At 67.4% G+C, this 16633-nt stretch carries 17 protein-coding genes; 7 read left to right on the top strand and 10 right to left on the bottom strand.

Annotation, left to right across the window (positions count from 1 at the left end; all coding sequences use genetic code 11):
* Positions 1–456: 456 nt before the first annotated feature.
* A complete protein-coding gene (locus ASE39_RS12760) occupies positions 457–1215 on the bottom strand; it encodes a tyrosine-protein phosphatase (RefSeq protein WP_057271478.1) in 759 nt (252 codons plus the stop codon).
* A 72-nt stretch (positions 1216–1287) separates the two neighbouring features.
* Here ASE39_RS12760 and ASE39_RS12755 point away from each other — a divergent pair, with 72 nt between their 5' ends.
* Positions 1288–2187, top strand: coding sequence for a helix-turn-helix domain-containing protein (locus ASE39_RS12755; protein ID WP_057271351.1), 900 nt, complete (start codon positions 1288–1290; stop codon positions 2185–2187).
* On the opposite strand, the gene ASE39_RS12750 is transcribed toward ASE39_RS12755, so the two are convergent.
* The 6 genes from ASE39_RS12750 to ASE39_RS12725 all read right to left on the bottom strand — a co-directional run bounded on the left by ASE39_RS12750 (position 2148) and on the right by ASE39_RS12725 (position 7812).
* Positions 2148–2486 carry a DUF2834 domain-containing protein gene (locus tag ASE39_RS12750; RefSeq protein ID WP_057271350.1) on the bottom strand — a complete coding sequence of 113 codons (339 nt, stop codon included), beginning with the start codon at positions 2484–2486 and terminating at the stop codon, positions 2148–2150. The two genes, ASE39_RS12755 and ASE39_RS12750, sit on opposite strands and share 40 nt — an antisense overlap.
* 148 nt (positions 2487–2634) lie before the next feature.
* Positions 2635–2985, bottom strand: coding sequence for a DUF4124 domain-containing protein (locus tag ASE39_RS12745; protein ID WP_057271349.1), 351 nt, complete (start codon positions 2983–2985; stop codon positions 2635–2637).
* A 73-nt stretch (positions 2986–3058) separates the two neighbouring features.
* A complete protein-coding gene (locus ASE39_RS12740; protein WP_242421424.1) occupies positions 3059–3661 on the bottom strand; it encodes a YbhB/YbcL family Raf kinase inhibitor-like protein in 603 nt (200 codons plus the stop codon).
* A gap of 115 nt (positions 3662–3776) precedes the next feature.
* Positions 3777–4553 carry a helix-turn-helix transcriptional regulator gene (locus ASE39_RS12735; protein WP_242421423.1) on the bottom strand — a complete coding sequence of 259 codons (777 nt, stop codon included), beginning with the start codon at positions 4551–4553 and terminating at the stop codon, positions 3777–3779.
* A 113-nt stretch (positions 4554–4666) separates the two neighbouring features.
* Positions 4667–4888: a hypothetical protein gene (locus ASE39_RS12730; protein WP_057271347.1), complete on the bottom strand. Its 222-nt coding sequence runs from the start codon at positions 4886–4888 to the stop codon at positions 4667–4669.
* Positions 4885–7812, bottom strand: coding sequence for a DNA topoisomerase III (locus ASE39_RS12725; protein ID WP_057271476.1), 2928 nt, complete (start codon positions 7810–7812; stop codon positions 4885–4887). The genes ASE39_RS12730 and ASE39_RS12725 overlap by 4 nt, the downstream gene beginning before the upstream one ends.
* A gap of 131 nt (positions 7813–7943) precedes the next feature.
* On the opposite strand from ASE39_RS12725, the gene ASE39_RS12720 reads away from it, so the two are divergent.
* The 4 genes from ASE39_RS12720 to ASE39_RS12705 all read left to right on the top strand — a co-directional run bounded on the left by ASE39_RS12720 (position 7944) and on the right by ASE39_RS12705 (position 10953).
* Positions 7944–8525 carry an SET domain-containing protein-lysine N-methyltransferase gene (locus ASE39_RS12720; protein ID WP_057271346.1) on the top strand — a complete coding sequence of 194 codons (582 nt, stop codon included), beginning with the start codon at positions 7944–7946 and terminating at the stop codon, positions 8523–8525.
* Positions 8522–9388, top strand: coding sequence for a biotin--[acetyl-CoA-carboxylase] ligase (locus ASE39_RS12715; protein WP_057271345.1), 867 nt, complete (start codon positions 8522–8524; stop codon positions 9386–9388). The genes ASE39_RS12720 and ASE39_RS12715 overlap by 4 nt, the downstream gene beginning before the upstream one ends.
* A gap of 28 nt (positions 9389–9416) precedes the next feature.
* Entirely contained in the window at positions 9417–10133 is a 717-nt protein-coding gene (locus tag ASE39_RS12710; RefSeq protein ID WP_010464484.1) for an SPOR domain-containing protein, read from the top strand.
* A 187-nt stretch (positions 10134–10320) separates the two neighbouring features.
* Entirely contained in the window at positions 10321–10953 is a 633-nt protein-coding gene (locus tag ASE39_RS12705; protein ID WP_010464486.1) for a DUF6882 domain-containing protein, read from the top strand.
* Positions 10954–11011: 58 nt separating this feature from the next.
* On the opposite strand, the gene ASE39_RS12700 is transcribed toward ASE39_RS12705, so the two are convergent.
* From ASE39_RS12700 to ASE39_RS12690, 3 genes are all read right to left on the bottom strand, one after another.
* Positions 11012–12013, bottom strand: a complete 1002-nt coding sequence (locus tag ASE39_RS12700) for an MBL fold metallo-hydrolase (protein ID WP_057271344.1) — start codon at positions 12011–12013, stop codon at positions 11012–11014.
* A gap of 71 nt (positions 12014–12084) precedes the next feature.
* Positions 12085–13536, bottom strand: a complete 1452-nt coding sequence (locus tag ASE39_RS12695) for a sensor histidine kinase (protein WP_057227473.1) — start codon at positions 13534–13536, stop codon at positions 12085–12087.
* A 203-nt stretch (positions 13537–13739) separates the two neighbouring features.
* Complete coding sequence (locus ASE39_RS12690) at positions 13740–14414, bottom strand: response regulator transcription factor (protein WP_010464491.1); 675 nt, start codon at positions 14412–14414, stop codon at positions 13740–13742.
* Positions 14415–14543: 129 nt separating this feature from the next.
* Here ASE39_RS12690 and ASE39_RS12685 point away from each other — a divergent pair, with 129 nt between their 5' ends.
* Both ASE39_RS12685 and ASE39_RS12680 read left to right on the top strand, forming a co-directional pair.
* On the top strand, positions 14544–15200 hold the full coding sequence (locus tag ASE39_RS12685; protein WP_057271343.1) for a response regulator: 657 nt from the start codon (positions 14544–14546) through the stop codon (positions 15198–15200).
* Positions 15197–16612, top strand: a complete 1416-nt coding sequence (locus tag ASE39_RS12680) for a HAMP domain-containing sensor histidine kinase (RefSeq protein WP_242421422.1) — start codon at positions 15197–15199, stop codon at positions 16610–16612. The genes ASE39_RS12685 and ASE39_RS12680 overlap by 4 nt, the downstream gene beginning before the upstream one ends.
* Positions 16613–16633 lie beyond the last annotated feature (21 nt).

Below are 16633 nucleotides of genomic sequence, written 5' to 3'. Positions count from 1 at the left end.
ATTTTTGGATCGGCCTGCACCTGCCGGGGCCCCACGGGAACGCAGTAGCAGCTGCGGTCCCTGAGCAGGTCGTCGTTGCCTTCGACCCCGTGTTCGGGCAGCTCAGCAAGGCGCTTCTCACCGGGCGCATGCCTTCATCCAGAAGGCATGCGCCCCGCGCTAGTAGCAACTACGTCGCCTTTGCTGTCAGCCTCTCCTCCCTGTTCCCGACCTTGTATGCATTTGTTACTTCAACTTCACTGTAGGGGGTGAGGGGGCACGGCGCAACCTGCGAAAGTTGGTAGGTACGGCTGGTTGTGTGGGGCGTGGATACGGCAAGAAGAAACAGCTAAAAATTGATCCGCCGCTTTGCTGTATTGCGCCAATAGCTCCCGTTTTGATAGCAAATGGCATTTACACGGCGCAAGCCCGCGCGCAATGCGCTGCGCGTTTCTTCGGGGTCTTTGTGCGGATTGGCTACACCACCGCCTGCAGATACCGCTTGGCAAGCTCTTTCTGCGCAGCGGCATCCACCCCCAGCACGTCCACCAGATACGGCTGCAGGCCGCCGAACTCGGTGTCTACCTTGTGCAGGGCGGCGTCCAGAAATTCTTCTTGCACGCGCCACAGCACGGCCAGCACTTCCTCGGGCGCGTGGCTGCCCATGCCTTCGGGGCGGCGGTAGAGGGTGTTGGTGAGCAGGTAGTCGTGCATGACCACGTCGCGCGGCACGCCGAGGGTGAGCAGGATGAGGGCGGCGGCAAAGCCGGTGCGGTCTTTGCCAGCGGTGCAGTGGAAGACGGTGGGGGTGTCGCTGGCCAGCAGCAGCTTGAACAGTTCGGCAAAGCGCGGGGCGTTGTCGTGCACAAAGCCCCGGTAAGTGTCTTGCATGAGCCCCACGGCGTCTTGCGCGGTGAGCTGGCGGCCGGTGCGCTGCAGCTCTAGCGCGCGCTGCACCACGGTGGGCTCGATGGCCAGCGGGTGGTAGCTGATGCCGGGCAGCGCGTAGGCATAGACAGCGCTTTCGGCCTTGCCGCGAAAGTCCACCGCGCGGGCCACGCCCAGTTCGGCCAGCAGGGCCTGGTCCTCGGGGGTCAGGGCCGCCAGATGGTCAGAGCGAAAGATGCGCCGCCACTTCACGGGCCGCCCGCCCTGGCCGGTGTAGCCGCCCAGGTCTCGAAAGTTGGTGGCGCCTGCGAGGGGGAGAGATCGGGTAGGTGCTTGCTCTTGCTGCATGGTGCGTGGCACAGGTGTGCGGTGGATAGGGATGCTGAAGCAACAAGGATAGTCGGGTGGTGCGGCTGGCGCATGTCGCACGGGTGGCTGGTGCAATGCGTGGGGCGCGACCGTGTGCAGAATCCGGGCATGCAGCGTTTTGTGCCCGTGCCCTCTGATTTGCAGCCCTGGTTGATGGCGGGGGTGGTGGTCGATGCCCCTGCGGAGCTGGTGCAGTCGCAATTCCCGGCCATGGTGTCGAGCATGCTGGTGGTGCGGCTGGCGGGGCAGGTGTGTTGCCAAGGAGCGCTGGTGCCGCCAGCGGCCTGGATCAGCGCCAGCACCACGGCCACGGTGTACGAACACGGCGGGCCGGTGCGGGCCGTGGGGCTGGTGCTGCAGCCTGAAGCCGCGGCGGCACTGTTTGCCAGCGCGCGCGGGCTGGTGAACACACTGCGGCCGTTGGCGGAACTGGTGGGGCCTGGGTGGACCGAGGTGGAGCACGGCGTGCATGCGGCGCCGGATGATGGCGCGCGGATCGCGGTGCTGTGCCAGTTCGTCCGGCAGCTGGTCGCGCCGCCGTCACCGTGTGAAGCCCGGCGGCAGCAGGCGCTGGCCTTGCTGCATGCGGCCAGCGACGATGCAACAGACGCGGACCAGCGTCTGGGCCTGAGCCAGCGGCAGTTTGAACGGCGCTTTGTGGCGCACTGGGGCATGGCGCCCAAGCAGTTTCAGGTGATTGCGCGGCTGAACAGCACGCTGGGCAACGCCCTCGCCGCGCCCGGCGGCCCGGTGGTGGACCTGGCCGCCGACCAGGGCTACTACGACCAGTCGCACATGGCGCGCGATGTGCGCAGGCTGGCGGGCCACCCGCTGCAGGCCCTGGTGCAAGGCACGCGCAGCCCGCTGACCGCGCACTGGCCCTTGCAGATCGGCGCGCAGACCCTGCCGAATCAGCCTGCCCCACCCTTGGAGCCCACGCGCAAGCGCTGAGCCAGGTACAGCGGCATCACAAACGCGAGGCCAATGCCAAAGCAGGCTGCGATGTAAGCCCAGCGCCATGCGCCCAGGCTGCGGTCTACCGCCACCCAGGCCGAGAACGCCACGGCGGCCAGGTACACGTCGCAGGTGATGCCGGTGGTCAATGCATTGGCAAAGGCATCGCGCCAAAAAACGTCGGGCATCACGCTGCCACCCGCCAAAAAGTACACGGTGTTGAAGTACCAAGGGACAGCCAGGCCCACGAGAGCCAGCAGAAGAAGAAAAGCGCGCAGGTGGGTGTGGTTTTGCATCGGTGCATGCGGCCCTCCAAAGAGAAAGAGAGAGGCCTTGGGTAGTGAATCAACGCACCGATTGAATCCGCGCAGCCCCTGGCGGGCTAGGAAAAAAACGACATGACTCACACCGGCGGGCCTGCCGCTGCACGCCATCTTCATGAACTTACTGCGCGCGCGGCAGCGAGGTCACGGCGCCATCCACCGGCAGCTCCTGCGTGCCCTTCGGGCAGGGCTGGTCGGTGTAGGTGGTGCGGCCGTCCTTCACGCACTTGCGCGGCTGCGGGGCCACGGGCTCGGACGCGCCACCACTCGCAGCGCGGGCTTGTGCGGCGGGCTGCTGCTTGCCGGGCGGCAAGGTGTCGGGGCCGGGGCGGGTGATCTTCTTCCAGGCCTGCTCGGTCCACGGCCCGGCGTGGGGCAGCCACTGGTCGGCAGTCCACCATGCGGCAGCTGCGGCGGCCAGCAGCAGTGCCGCCAGGATGGACCAAAGGGCTCGTTCGCGGGCGCTGCGCATGGGGTGGGCCTGGGGTGTGGTGGGTGTGACCCACCAAGCTTAAAACATCAGGGCGCCCACCGCCCACGGGGTATCACCGCTGCGCGCCCTTGGCCGCAGGGCGCCCATAGCGCGCCGTGAGCGTGGCCTTGCCCAGGCTGTTGGCGTTGACCATGTAGCCGGCCAGCGCCGCGGTGGCGTCGGTGGGCAAGTCCAGGCGCGGCACCTTGAGGGCATGCACGGTAAAGATGTAGCGGTGCGGTGCATCACCTTCTGGTGGGCAGGCGCCGCCCCAGGCGGCCACGCCGTAGTCGATGCGCACGTGGCTGGCACCTGCGGGCAGTTGCGCACCGCCCACCGCGCCCGCATCCGCGCGCAGCTCGGTGGCGCCGGCGGGGATGTTCACCACCGACCAGTGCCACCAGCCCGAGCCCGTGGGTGCGTCAGGGTCGTACACGGTGACGGCAAAACTCTGTGTGCCCGCAGGCGCGCCGCTCCAGCGCAGGGCCGGCGACTGGTTGTCGCCCGCGCAGCCAAAGCCCTTGAACTCGAAACGCTGGGGCAAGGTGCCATCAGCCGCAAAGTCGGGGCTGCTGAGCGTGAACGCCTGGGCATGGGCAGCAAATGCCAGGCCGATGGTGGCAAGTGCGGCGATGGAGGTAAAAGCGCGACGGGGGCGTGAAAGTGGGTGGCTCATCCAAAAAGCTCCTTGCAGTAGCGGTGTGAAACAAGGACTTGATGGTGCGGTGTGCCACGCCGTCGCATTGGCCCGGCGGCGTCAATGGCTGTGCGCTGTGCGTCAGCCGCAGGAATCAGGGCCGCAGCTGCGAGGGCGGAAAGCCAAAGCGTTCGCGGAAGGCCGCGCTGAAGCGGCTGTGCGACTCGTAGCCGCAGCGCGCAGCGATCTCAGACACCTGCAGCGCGGAGCTTTGCAGCAGCACCAGCGCCGTCTCCAGCCGCACGTCGCGCAGGCACTGGCTCACGGTTTCGCCCTCTTGCGCCAGGCGGCGCTGCAGGGTGCTGGCACTGGTGGCAAAGGCGCTGGCGATGCGCTCCACCGTCCAGTCGGCCTGCGGGCTGGGGCCCACAAGGCGGCGCACGCGTTCGGCCCAGCCCAGCTCACCGGGCGGGGCGAAGACGATGCCCGCCTCGGCCAGCATCAGCAGCACTTCGAGCGCGCGGTGTTCGCGCAGCGCCTGGGAGCTGGCATCGCTCTCCAGCGCGGCCACGGCACGCACGTAGCTGTCTTCAAACGCGCCGTCGGCCGCGAGGCCCGCGCAGCCTTGCACCGGTGCAACGGCTGCGAACTGGCCGAACTGCCGGTGGAACTGCTCCACCAGCTCGGGCGCAAAACACAGCAGCCGCGCCACATAGCGGCCTTGGGGTGCCGGGTCGTTGACCACCTCCCACTGCGCGCCGCGCGGCAGCACGAACACCCGCCCGCTGGGGTAGCGGTGCCCACCGCCGGGCGTGACCAGGTGCTTGGTGCCCGAGACCACCCAGCCCACCGAATCCATGCGCACCGTGACAGTGTGGATGCGGTGGTGCACCGTGGTGGCTATCTGCAAAGACAGTGCGGGTTCGCCCATCATTCTTTCCCCTGCGGCTCAGGGTCCATCATCAATCGTTGGGGCTGGAAGGCTGGCTCCGCGCAGGTACGGCAGGTTCCATGGAGATGGCCTGTAAGGCAGCACACCCCACGTCAGCGCGTGCGCTCCCGCGATACGCCCACATCGATATCGCCAAACACGGTAACGCCGCTGGCACCCTGCGATGGCTGCGGGCTGGCGGGGTCGCTGGAGCGCGCAGAACCTGGCGTGCTGGTGCAACCGCCCAGCGCACCAGCAACTGCGAGAGCCACCAGCGCGGAGCGCCAGAAGCCCCGCACAGGCGACGCGGCAGATTGATCAGCGTGTTGCGTCATCCTTCGCCACCCAGGTGGTTGCCCAGAATGCCCGCCAGCTCGAACATGCCCGCGCTGTCTTTGCCAAACACCGCACGCAGCTTGTCGTCGGCGACGATGGTGCGCTTGTCCTTGGGGTCTTGCAGGTTGTGGGCCTTGATGTATTCCCACATCTTCTTGACGGCCTCGGGCCGGGCCACGGGCTCGGTGCCGATCACGGCGGCCAGGGCGGCGCTGGGGGCCTTGCCTGCGGCGGCCTTGCGCGGTGCCTTGGCGGCAGCGGTCTTGGTGGCCGGGGCTTTCTTGGCAGCGGCAGGTTTGGCGGCTTTTTTGGCCGCAGCGCTTGTCTTTCCTGCCTTGGCTGCTATTGATTTTGCAGCAACACCTGGGCGCGGCGGGAACTTGCTGGGCGCAAACTCGAAGTTGACCTTGCCCGCCTCCTTGTCCCACGCCAGGTGGGCCTTGAAGGCGCGGCGGGTGCGCATGCTCACGAACTTGTCGAGCAGGTCGGTCTTGCCGGTCTCCAGCAGCTTGTGCATCTGCTCGCGCTCCACAGGCTGCTGCAGGATGATCTTGCCGCTCTTGAAGGTGCAGCTGGGCGTGGGCTGCGCGGCAGTGGGCACGGCCTTGCTGCACACGTAGTTGCTGCCGTGCTCGTGCACTTCCGATCCGCAGATGGGGCAGGGGCCGAGCGCGGCGTCTTCAAACTCCACCAGCTCGCCCGACTCCTCGCCCTTCTTGTCGTCGCCAAAGTCGAATTCGAGCTTGTAGTTGTGCGCCTCGTCGTCGTACTTGATGATGATTTCGGACGTGAAGGGCCAGCCCGCCTTGGAGCGGAAACCCTCCAGCGGGCCGATCTTCTTGTCGCGCAGGAGCGCGTTGGCCTCGGCCGTCTCGAACGTGCGGCCTGCGGGTGACTTGCCAAAGCTGAAGCCGCAGCCTTCTGCACCGGGCTTGCCCACGCAGGCGAAGCGGCGGTAGTTTTCCTTCACCACGCCGCCACAGTTGGGGCACGGCGATTCGAGCGTGGCGTAGTCGCCGGGGATGGTGTCGCGGTCGTATTCCTTGGCCTTCTTGACCATGCGCTCGGTCATGGTGGCAATGCCGGCCATGAAGTCTTCGCGGCTGAGCAGGCCCTTTTCCATTTGCGAGAGCTTGAACTCCCATTCACCGGTCAGGTCGGCACGGCAGAGCTCTTCGACCTCCAGCCCGCGCAGCAGCGTCATCAGCTGGAAGGCCTTGGCCGTGGGAATGATCTCGCGGCCTTCGCGCAGCATGTACTTTTCGGTCAGCAAGCCTTCGATGGTGGCCGCGCGCGTGGCAGGCGTGCCCAGGCCTTTTTCCTGCATGGCTTCGCGCAGCTCTTCGTCGTCGATCTGCTTGCCGGCGCTTTCCATGGCGCCGAGCAGCGTGGCTTCGGAATAACGCGCGGGCGGCTTGGTCTTGAGGCCCTTGGGGTCCACGCCGACGGTGTTGACGCTTTCGCCGGGTTTCACGGGCACCAGGTTCTGGCCCTTGTCGCCGTCCTTGCCGCCTTCGACTTCTTCGGCGGCTTCCTTGCCGTAGATGGCCAGCCAACCGGGCTTGACCAGCACCTTGCCCTCGGTCTTGAAGCTGTGGGGCGCCACGGTCGAAATGCGGGTGGTGACTGTGTATTCAGCGCTGGGAAAGAACACCGCCATGAAGCGGCGCACGACCAGGTCGTACAGCTTCTGCTCGGCTTCGCTCAGCCCAGAGGGCGCCTGCAGCGTGGGGATGATCGCAAAGTGATCACTCACCTTGCTGTTGTCGAAGATGCGCTTGGATGGACGGATGTAGTTGCCAGCCAGCGCCGTGGCGGCGTGTGGCGCCAGGTGCCGCATGCCGCTGTCGGCCAGCATCTCGAAGGTCTGCTTGGCCACCGGCAGATAGTCCTCGGGCAGCGCGCGCGAGTCGGTCCGCGGGTAGGTCAGGGCCTTGTGGCGCTCGTACAGGCTTTGCGCCAGCGCCAGCGTGGTCTTGGCCGAGAAGCCGAACTTGCCGTTGGCCTCGCGCTGCAGGCTGGTCAGGTCGAACAGCAGGGGCGAGGCTTGTGTGGTGGGCTTGCTCTCTTCAGTCACCGTGGCTTGCTTGCCGCGCACTGCGTTGGCTATTGACTGTGCCTCGGCGGCAGACCAGACGCGGTCCGCACGCATTTCCACATCCTCGCCTTTCTTCCACTTGGGGTCGAACCACTTGGCGGGGTATTCACCGGCTTCTGCACCAAAGGTGGCGTGGATTTCCCAGTAGTCGCGGCTGATGAACTTGCGGATCTTTTCTTCGCGTTCCACCACCAGCGACAGGGTGGGCGTCTGCACCCGGCCCACGGTGGTCAGGAAGAACCCGCCATCGCGCGAGTTGAACGCCGTCATGGCGCGGGTGCCGTTGATGCCCACCAGCCAGTCGGCCTCAGACCGGCTGCGGGCGGCGTGGGCCAGGCCCGCCATCTGCTGCTCGGTGCGCAGGGCGTCGAAGCCGTCGCGGATGGCCTGGGGCGTCATGGACTGCAGCCACAGACGCTTGACGGGCTTGCCCAGGGGCTTGGCGCCGCCGGCGTACTGCTCGATCAGGCGAAAGATCAGCTCCCCTTCGCGGCCCGCGTCACAGGCGTTGATGAGTTGCGTCACGTCCTTGCGCTTGGCCTGCTTGACCACCGCGTTCAGGCGCGTCTTGGTCTTATCCACGGGCTTGAGGTCGAAGTACGGCGGGATCACGGGCAGGTGGGCAAAGCTCCACTTGCCGCGCTTCACGTCAAACTCTTCGGGCGCCTGGATCTCCACCAGGTGGCCCACGGCGCTGGTGACTACATAGCGGTCGTTCTCGAAGTGTTCTTCGTGTTTTTCGAACTTGCCGGCCACGGGGGTCAGTGCGCGCACGATGTCTTGCGCGACGGAAGGTTTTTCTGCAATTACCAGGGTCTTGGTCATTTTGGGGCTCTCGCCAGTCATTCTGGTTGCCCGGGTTCCGGGCGCTTCTACAATTCGGGTCTCACGCGCATGCACACGCATACACGCGCACGCACACATGTGTGCACTATCAAGTTAACAGAGTTTTTGCCATGCCCCGCTCCGCATCGCCTGCCGCCCCCACCCTTGCACCGGGCCGCCGCATCCAGACCCGGCGCTCGGGCGTCCACGGCAAGGGCGTGTTTGCCGTGCAGGATATTGCGGAAGGCGAAGTCCTTGTGGAGTACACGGGTGAAGTGATTGGCTGGCAGGAAGCGCAGGACAGGCACCCCCACGACCCCCAGCAACCCAACCACACGTTTTACTTTCACGTGGATGAAGACCACGTGATCGACGCAAAGTTCGGCGGCAACTCCTCGCGCTGGATCAACCACAGCTGCAACCCCAATTGCTACGCCGACGAACGGGACGGCCGCATTTTCATCACTGCGCTGCGCAATATCCAGGCAGGCGAAGAGTTGAACTACGACTATGGCCTGATCATTGAAGAGCGTTACACGCCCAAGCTCAAGGCCGAATACCCCTGCTGGTGTGGCAGCACCAACTGCCGGGGCACGCTGCTGGCGCCCAAGCGCGGCTGGGCACCGCCCGTGCCGCTGCCGCCGTCCAAGCCGTCTGTCTCCAAAAGCAGCAAGACGCCCCAAAAGGCCCAACCACGGGGCCGCACCCAGTGACCACCACCCCGATCCGCTGGCCGGCCGAGGCCATCTGGGAAGCAGTGTCACCGCTGTTACCGGGTTTTACCGTCGAAGTGCTGCCCAGCATCGACTCGACCAACACCGAACTCATGCGCCGCGCGCGCACCGGCCAGTGTGAGCCCACGCTGCTGGTGGCCGAGCAGCAGACCGCCGGGCGCGGGCGGCTGGGGCGGGTGTGGCAAAGCGATGCCGGTGCGTCGTTGATGATGTCGCTGGGCCTGCCGCTGGCGCCCCAGGACTGGTCCGGCCTGTCGCTGGCCGTGGGAGTGAGCGTGGCCGAAAGCCTGCAGCCCGTGCTGCCTCCGCTCGGCCCAGGCCAGCCAGCGCGCGTGGGCCTCAAGTGGCCCAACGACCTGTGGCTGGGCGGCGCAGCGGGTGACCGCAAGCTGGGCGGCATCCTGGTGGAGACCGCCAGTTTTGTCGCGCTACAAGATGCGCAGGCAGTGCCACAGGGCACCAGCGCCGGCACTGCACGTTATGTGGTGGTGGGCATCGGCATCAACGTGCTGCCACGCAGCGCCGAAGGCATGAGCATGCCCCCCGGTTGCCTGCAGGACGTGGAACCCGGGCTGGACGCCCCCACCGCCTTGCTGCGCATCGTGCCCCCGCTGGTGGCCATGCTGCGCTCGTTCGAAGGCTACGGGTTTGGCCCCATGCAGCCCCGTTTTGCGGCCCGCGACGTGCTGCAAGGCCGCGCCGTGACGCTGAGCGATGGCCACACCGGCACCGCGCACGGCGTGGGCGACGATGGTGCGCTGCTGGTGCACACGGCCGGCGGCATGCAGGCCATCACGAGTTCCGAAATCAGTGTCCGGCCGACTGCGGTGCCTCCGGTGTGACAAAGTTTCCCTTGAAAGGCCACGCTCCATGCTCCGTCTTGCCGTGATCGCACTGCTGCTGGCCAACGCGGGCTACTACGCGTGGTCGCAGGGGCTGCTCAAGGACTGGGGGTTTGCCCCCGAGGAACAGGCCGAGCCGCAGCGAATGAACCACCAGATCCGGCCTGAAACGCTGCAGATCCTGCGGGTGAACCCCAGCAAGACCTCTTCCTCTTCTTCGTTCTCCCCCCCTCCCGGCACGGCCACCGCTTCGGCCGACGGCGCGTCTTCCGCCGCATCCCCCCCTCCCCCTGCCGATACCGCCGAATGCCTGCAGGCGGGCGTGTTTGACGAGCGCCAGGCCGACGCCCTGCGCACAGCCGCCGCCAACCTGCCGCCAGGCAGCTGGCTGCTGGAGCCCACGCCTGTCCCGGGCCGCTGGATGGTCTACATGGGCCGCTTTGAAGACGTGGAAACCCTGGACAGGAAACGCGCCGAGCTGCGTGCCCGCAAGGTGGACCACGACCGTGCGGGCGGAACACTCGAATTCGGCCTCTCGCTGGGCCGCTTTGCCACCAAAGATGCGGCCGAGCGCGAACTGGCCAACCTGGGCAACAAGGGCGTGCGCACAGCCCGCGTGATTCAGGAGCGGCCGGACACGGCCGGCTTCACGCTGCGCCTGCCTGCAGTGACCGACGCACTGCGCCCGCAGTTCGATGCCCTGCGCACCGCCATGGCGGGCAAGACGCTGCGCAACTGCGCGTAGCCGCAGTGCGGCACAGGGCTCAGCAGCCGGATGGCAGCCACCGCGCCCGTCCCCCTTCCTTTCCCCCACTGATTTCTCCATGACTGAAGAAAACCCGCCTGTCCACTGCGATACCCACGGCGAGGCGGTGGCAACCTACGTGTGTGGGCATCTGTGCAGGAATTCAGCGCAAAGGTGGTTTTGCGATATGCCGTCGACCGATTGCCGGTACCCGGATGCCTGGTGCGCCAGCTGCCATGCCGAACTCCTGAAAGAAGGCGAGTGGAATGAGCGCAACGAGGCCTGCCTGGACCTCCAGATCATTTGCCACCACTGCTACCAGGCTTCCATGGCTGCCAGCGTCGATGCCCTGGACGGCCCCGTGAAGAAGGCCTGGATCGACACCGTGGCAACCGCCCACCAGGCACTGTACGAAAAGCAGCGGGTGCTGGAGTCGGACTACGGCATCTCTCGCTTCTCGCGGTGGGACTATGACCAGCCCACAGGAACGCTGACCTTCTCCGACAACGGCGTGGCGCGTGTGGTCGCAGACATCGAGTTCATCGGCTCCGTCTCTGAAACCACCCACACCTGGCTGTGGGCCTGGGCCAATTTCCACAACCAAGCCAAAGTGATCTCCCGCATTCCGGACGTGTGGGAATTTGGTGAAGACAAAGGTTTTCGGCACCTGACCGTGCCCCTGTGGAAAGGCGACGCCACGGATGGCTGGGAAGTATCGGGCGTGGCCGCCGACGTGCTGGGGGCGCAAGGGGTGTACCGAGCGCCCACGGCCCACGGTTTTCTCTACATGGCACTGATGTCCGTGCAAACGGTGGGCTGACGGGCCCCCGCTGCCGACGCGTGCTGCACGCCAGACACGCAACACGGCCACCCGGTGGTCACACCGCGATGGCCCGCGTCTCCCCGTGCCGCATGAGCCATACGCGCTCCGCCGCAATGCCACGCTGCGCCAGTGCGGCCGCCAGGTCGCGCGGCGGGTGGTCAAACGCCTCCTGCGTCAGCATGAACGTGCCCCAGTGCACGCCCATGGACTGCTTGGCCTCCACATCCAGCATCAACTGCACGGCGTCTTCGGGGTTCACGTGCATGGGCTTCATGAAGTCGCGCGGCAGGTAGGCGCCGATGGGCAGGGCCAGGAAATCGACTGCGCCAAGGCGCTGGCGGATGGCCTTGAAATCATCGCTGTAGCCCGTGTCGCCCGGGAACAGAAAACGCCAGGGGCCTGCCGCCTCCGGGCGCGCCCATTCAAGCAGGTAGCCGCCCCACAGCGAGGCATTGGTGTCCCACGGGGTGCGGCGGCTCCAGTGCTGGGCGGGGGTGAAGTGCACCCGCACACCGGGGGCGATGTCGGTGTGTTCCCACCAGTTCAGCTCGGTCACGGGGCCCATGCCGCGTTGGGTAAACCAGTGGCCCAACCCTTGCGGCACCACAAAACGCGGTGACTGGCCTGCGTCCCGCAAGCGGCGCAAGGTGCCGTAGCAGAGGTGGTCGTAGTGGTTGTGCGAGATCAGCACCACATCGATGGGCGGCAGCTGCTCGGGCGCCAGGGGTGCAGGCACGCGGCGCGGCGCGCCAAAGCGGCCCAGTGGTCCGGCAAAGCCGCACAGCGTCGGGTCCATGAGCACGTTCAAGCCGGCCACCTGCAGGAGGATGGACACATGGCCCAGCCAGGTGACCACCGGCGCCTGTTGGCGTTGCGCCAGGCGCGCGTGGTCCACGGGCACGCTCCACTGCTGGGCGAAGGCCGCATAGCCCCCTGTGGGCTCCGAGCGGGGTTTGAAGTCACCGCGCAGCGAGCGCCAGACCATTTCGTACCAGGGGAAATTGCCAATGACGACGCCGGGGTGGGTGTTGGCAAAACGGCGGGGTGGTGGGGACATGGTGGGGCATCAGGCTGGGGGAATGCACATGATGCCGCAGACACCGGCACTCCGCCGCTCAATGGCTCCCGTCAGCTGCCCGCCACCACATCCCGTGCCGCAAAGCGCACGCTGAAACATGCGCCGGGCGGATGGTGGCCGGGACGCGCTTCTTCGAGCGTGACCTCGGCGCCGTGCTTGCGCGCGATCTCCAGCACGATAGGCAGACCCAGGCCGGAGCCGTCGGCCTCGCTGCCCAGCGCCCGGTAGAACGGCTGAAAGACCAGCTCGCGCTCGGCCTCGGGCACGCCGGGGCCGGAGTCTTCGACCTGCAGCAGCAGCACATGGCCAAAGGTGTCGGCCAGCACGCGGGCAGTGACCACGCCGGGCTTGTCGGGCGTGGAGGGCGTGTAGTTGATGGCGTTGTCCACCAGGTTGCGCACCAGTTCCTTGAGCAGCGTGGGGTTGCCGTCGATCAGCACACCGGGCGAGCCGGGCTCGGCACCGTCGTAGCCCAGGTCGATCTTTTTGTCGAGCGCGCGGGGCACCGAGTCGCGCACGACCTCGATGACCAGGCGGGCGAGGTCACACGGCTGGCGCGCAAAACCCACGCCGCTGCCCTCGGCCCGCGCCAGCGCCAGCAGCTGGTTGACGGTGTGGGTGGCGCGGATGCTGGAGCGGCCGATCTGCTGCAGCGAGCGTTTGAGTTCTTCGGTGCTGGTGCCTTCGCGCTGGGCCAGGTCGGCCTGCATGCGCAGGCCCGCCAGCGGTGTCTTGAGCTGGTGGGCGGCGTCGGCCAGAAAGCGCTTTTGCGTGGCCAGCGAATCGTTCAGGCGCGTGAGCAGGTCGTTGACGGACGACACCAGCGGCGCCACTTCCAGCGGCACCGTGCGGTCGTCCAAGGGCGAGAGGTCGTCGGGGTTGCGCGCGCGGATGCGCTGCTCGAGCTGATTGAGCGGCTGGATGCCCCGCGCCAGCGCCAGCCACACCAGCAGCACCGCCAGCGGCAGGATGACGAACTGCGGCAGCATCACGCCCTTGATGATTTCGGTGGCCAGCACGCTGCGCTTTTCGCGCGTCTCGGCCACCTGCACCAGGGCCACGGGCGTGTCGGGCAACGGCAGCCGCACCCAGATGTAGGCCACCCGGATGTCGATGCCACGCATTTCACCGTCGCGCAGGCGCACCTCGCCAGACATGGGCACCTCGTCGGCCGGCGGCTCGGGCAGCTCGCGTTCGCCCGAGAGGAACTCGCCACCCGGGCCCACCACCTGGTAGTAGACGATGTCGGACTCATCGGCCCGCAGGATCTCGCTGGCGGGCTGGGGCAGGTTGAACTGCACCTTGCCGCCTGCCACGCTCACCAGCTGGGCCAGAGCGTGGGCGTTGTATTCGAGCGCGCGGTCGAACGGCTTGTTGGCCAAGCCCTGGGCCACGAGCCAGGTCAGCGCCAGGCTGACGGGCCACAGCAGCAGCAGCGGCGTGAGCATCCAGTCGAGGATTTCGCCAAACAGGGAGCGCTGCTCTCGCTGGAAGATTTTCAAGGTTTTAAGCCTTTTTGGCCTCTAGCGCTTATCCAGTAAGCGTTAGTAGCTAACATTTTTATATCATCGGTCCACATGGTGCACTGGCTCGCAGCGGACAAAACTGGCGCCGCTCCAAGCCAGTGCACCCGTGGAACTGGCTCCGCCAGGCCACCGGGTGCGTCCCCCTTGGGGGAAGGCGCGAAGCGACTCAGGGGGGCCTCCTAGCTCGCAATCTTTTCAAGGCAGTAGCCCAGGCCGCGCACCGTGGCGATGCGGATGGGCCCGCCCTCGATCTTCTTGCGCAGGCGGTGGATGTAGACCTCGATGGCGTTGTTGCTGACCTCTTCGCCCCACTCGCACAGGCGCTCCACCAGCTGTTCCTTGCTCACCAGGCGGCCGGCGCGCTGCAGCAGCACTTCGAGCAAACCCAGCTCGCGCGCCGACAGCTCGATCATCTTGCCGTCGATGGTGGCCACGCGGCCGGCCTGGTCGTACACCAGCGGACCGTGTTTGATGGCGCTGCTGGTGCCGCCCATGCCCCGGCGCGTGAGGGCCCGCACGCGCGCCTCCAGCTCTTGCAGCGAAAAAGGCTTGGCCATGTAGTCGTCGGCCCCGAAGTCCAGGCCCTTCACACGTTCTTCCACGCTGTCGGCGGCAGTGAGGATGAGCACGGGCAGGGCCGAGCCCCGGCCGCGCAGCTTTTTCAGCACCTCCAGCCCGTGCATCTTGGGCAGGCCCAGGTCCAGGATGAGCAGGTCGAACTCGTTGTTGGTCATGAGGGCCGCATCGGCCTCGGTGCCGCTGGCCACATGGTCCACCACGGCGCCCGAGGCGCGCAGGGTGCGCAGCAGTCCATCGGCCAGCACCTGGTCGTCTTCGGCAATGAGGATGCGCATGCGGGTGTCTCCTTGGGCGGTACGCCCCAGGGGGGCGGGCCTGTTGTCTGGCTATGCGACGATTTTAGGCGCGTGCTACCCGGTCTGGTCTTTGGTTTCGCGCAAGCTGGGGCAGAGACAATCGCCGCCATGCACATCCTGCTCATCGAAGACGATCTGGACCTGGGACAAGCGCTGCTGCAGGCCCTGCAGCTGGACGGGTTCACCGTGCAATGGCTGCGCAGCGTGGCCGCCACGCCGCCCGTGCCCGACGCCAACGAGGTCGCCGCCGTGCTGCTGGACCTGACCCTGCCCGACGGCCAGGGCATGGCACTGCTGCGCCGCTGGCGGCGCGCGGGCATTGTGGTGCCCGTGATCGTCATCACCGCCCGCACCGCGCTGCAGGACCGGCTGGATGGCCTGGACGGCGGCGCGGACGACTATATCCTCAAGCCCTTTCACGTGCCCGAGCTGCTGTCGCGCCTGCATGCGGTGCTGCGGCGCAGCGCCCGCCAGGCCTGCGAGGAATGGACGCTGGGCACACTGCGGATTGCGCCCCGGCGGCATGAGGCCTGGCAGGGCGACGCCCCGCTGGCCCTGTCGCCGCGTGAGTTCCGCCTGCTGGTGGAACTGGCCCGCGAGCCCGGAACCGTGGTCGCCAAGAACGTGCTTGCCCAGCGGCTCGAACCGCTGGGCGACGCGCTGGACGCCGCCACGCTGGAGGTGCATGTCTCCAACCTGCGCAAGAAGATCGGTGCCCAGCGTGTGGTCACGGTGCGCGGCGTGGGCTACCGGCTGCAGCCATGACATGGCTTGCCCGGGCACACGGCGCAGGGAACGGCTGGTGGGGCCCCAGCCTCATGCGGCGCACCCTGCTGGCGCTGCTTGCAGCCATGGGGCTGGTGTGGCTGGTCCTGCTGGCGCAGATGGCCTACACCCACTACGAGACCATGGGCACCAACCCGGGCGTGCGCCAGCTGGCGCAGGGGCTGGCACGGCCGCTGGCCTCCATGCCCGACCCGGTGGAAGCCCGCGCGCTGGTGCATGGCATGGCGCAAACCTTCAACGCCATGCGCCAGGATGTGGAGCTGCTGCAGGGTGAAAAGGTCCTGCTGCAGTTGCAGGACACACGCGGGCAGCTGTTTCACAGCAGCGCCGCCGACCTCCCCGCCGTGGCCCTGGCCGGCCCGTCCGGCCACGCCAAGGTGGTGATTGCGGGGCGCCCGCACTGGGCCGCGTGGGAAACCTCGGGCGCGTGGCGCGTGCTGGTGGCCGAGCCCCTGTTGTCCGACGCGCGGCTGCTCAGCTTCATGGGCGAGGACCTCGCGGCTTCGGTGTTGCTGGCGCTGCCCCTGGTGGGCCTGCCGCTGTGGCTGGCCGTGCGCACGGGCCTGCGCCCCCTGGCGCGGCTTGGCGCCCAGATCGCGGCGCGCTCTGCCCACGACCTGCGCCCCCTGCAGGACCTGCCGCCCGAACGCGAACTGCGCGGGCTGGCCCAGGCATTCGACCATTTGCTCACCCGCCTGCGCGCCCATCTGGCGCGCGAGAAGGCGCTGGTGCACGACGCGGCCCACGAGCTGCGCACGCCCATGGCGGTCATCGCCACCCAGGCCCACGTACTCCTCCAGGCCCCTGAAGGCCCCGCGCGGGCGCGGGCGTCCGAGGCGCTGATGCGCGCCGTTGAGCGCGCAGCGCACCTGAGCGAGCAGTTGCTCACCCTGGCCGCACTGGAGGAAGCCCCCACCCCCAACGCCGAGCGGCAGGACCTGATGGCCTTGTTGCAGGACTGCCTGGCCCAGCGCATGCGCTGGGCGGACGAGATGGGTGTGGAGCTGTCGCTCGAGGGGCCCGACACCTGGGTGCTGGCCTTTGACCGCCAGCTGCTGTGGTCGGCGCTGGGCAATGTGCTGGACAACGCCCTCAAGCATGGCTGCGGGCCGGGGGCCGGACGCGCGGTGCAGTTGCGCGTGGGCCAGGAGGCAGGCGATGTGGTGGTCTGGATTGCCGATGACGGCCCAGGCATCGAGGCCGGCGAGCAGGCACGGGTCTTCGAGCGGTTCTGGCGTTCGCCGCGCGCGCGCAGCAGCGGCTCCGGCCTGGGGCTCACCATCGCGCAGCAGGCCATGGGGCACCTCGGCGGGCGGGTGAGCGTGGGCGGGGGCCTGCAGGGCCGGGGCGTGGGCTTCACGCTGCGCTGGCCTGCCCGGGCATCGGGATAGGCCTTTGGGTAGGCCCAAGGT

Origin of the sequence: Acidovorax sp. Root267 (assembly GCF_001429215.1) — a bacterium.
Lineage (GTDB): Bacteria > Pseudomonadota > Gammaproteobacteria > Burkholderiales > Burkholderiaceae_C > Acidovorax > Acidovorax radicis.
The sequence above is the reverse complement of the archived record's forward strand: the minus strand, read 5'-3'. Positions and strand labels throughout refer to the sequence as shown.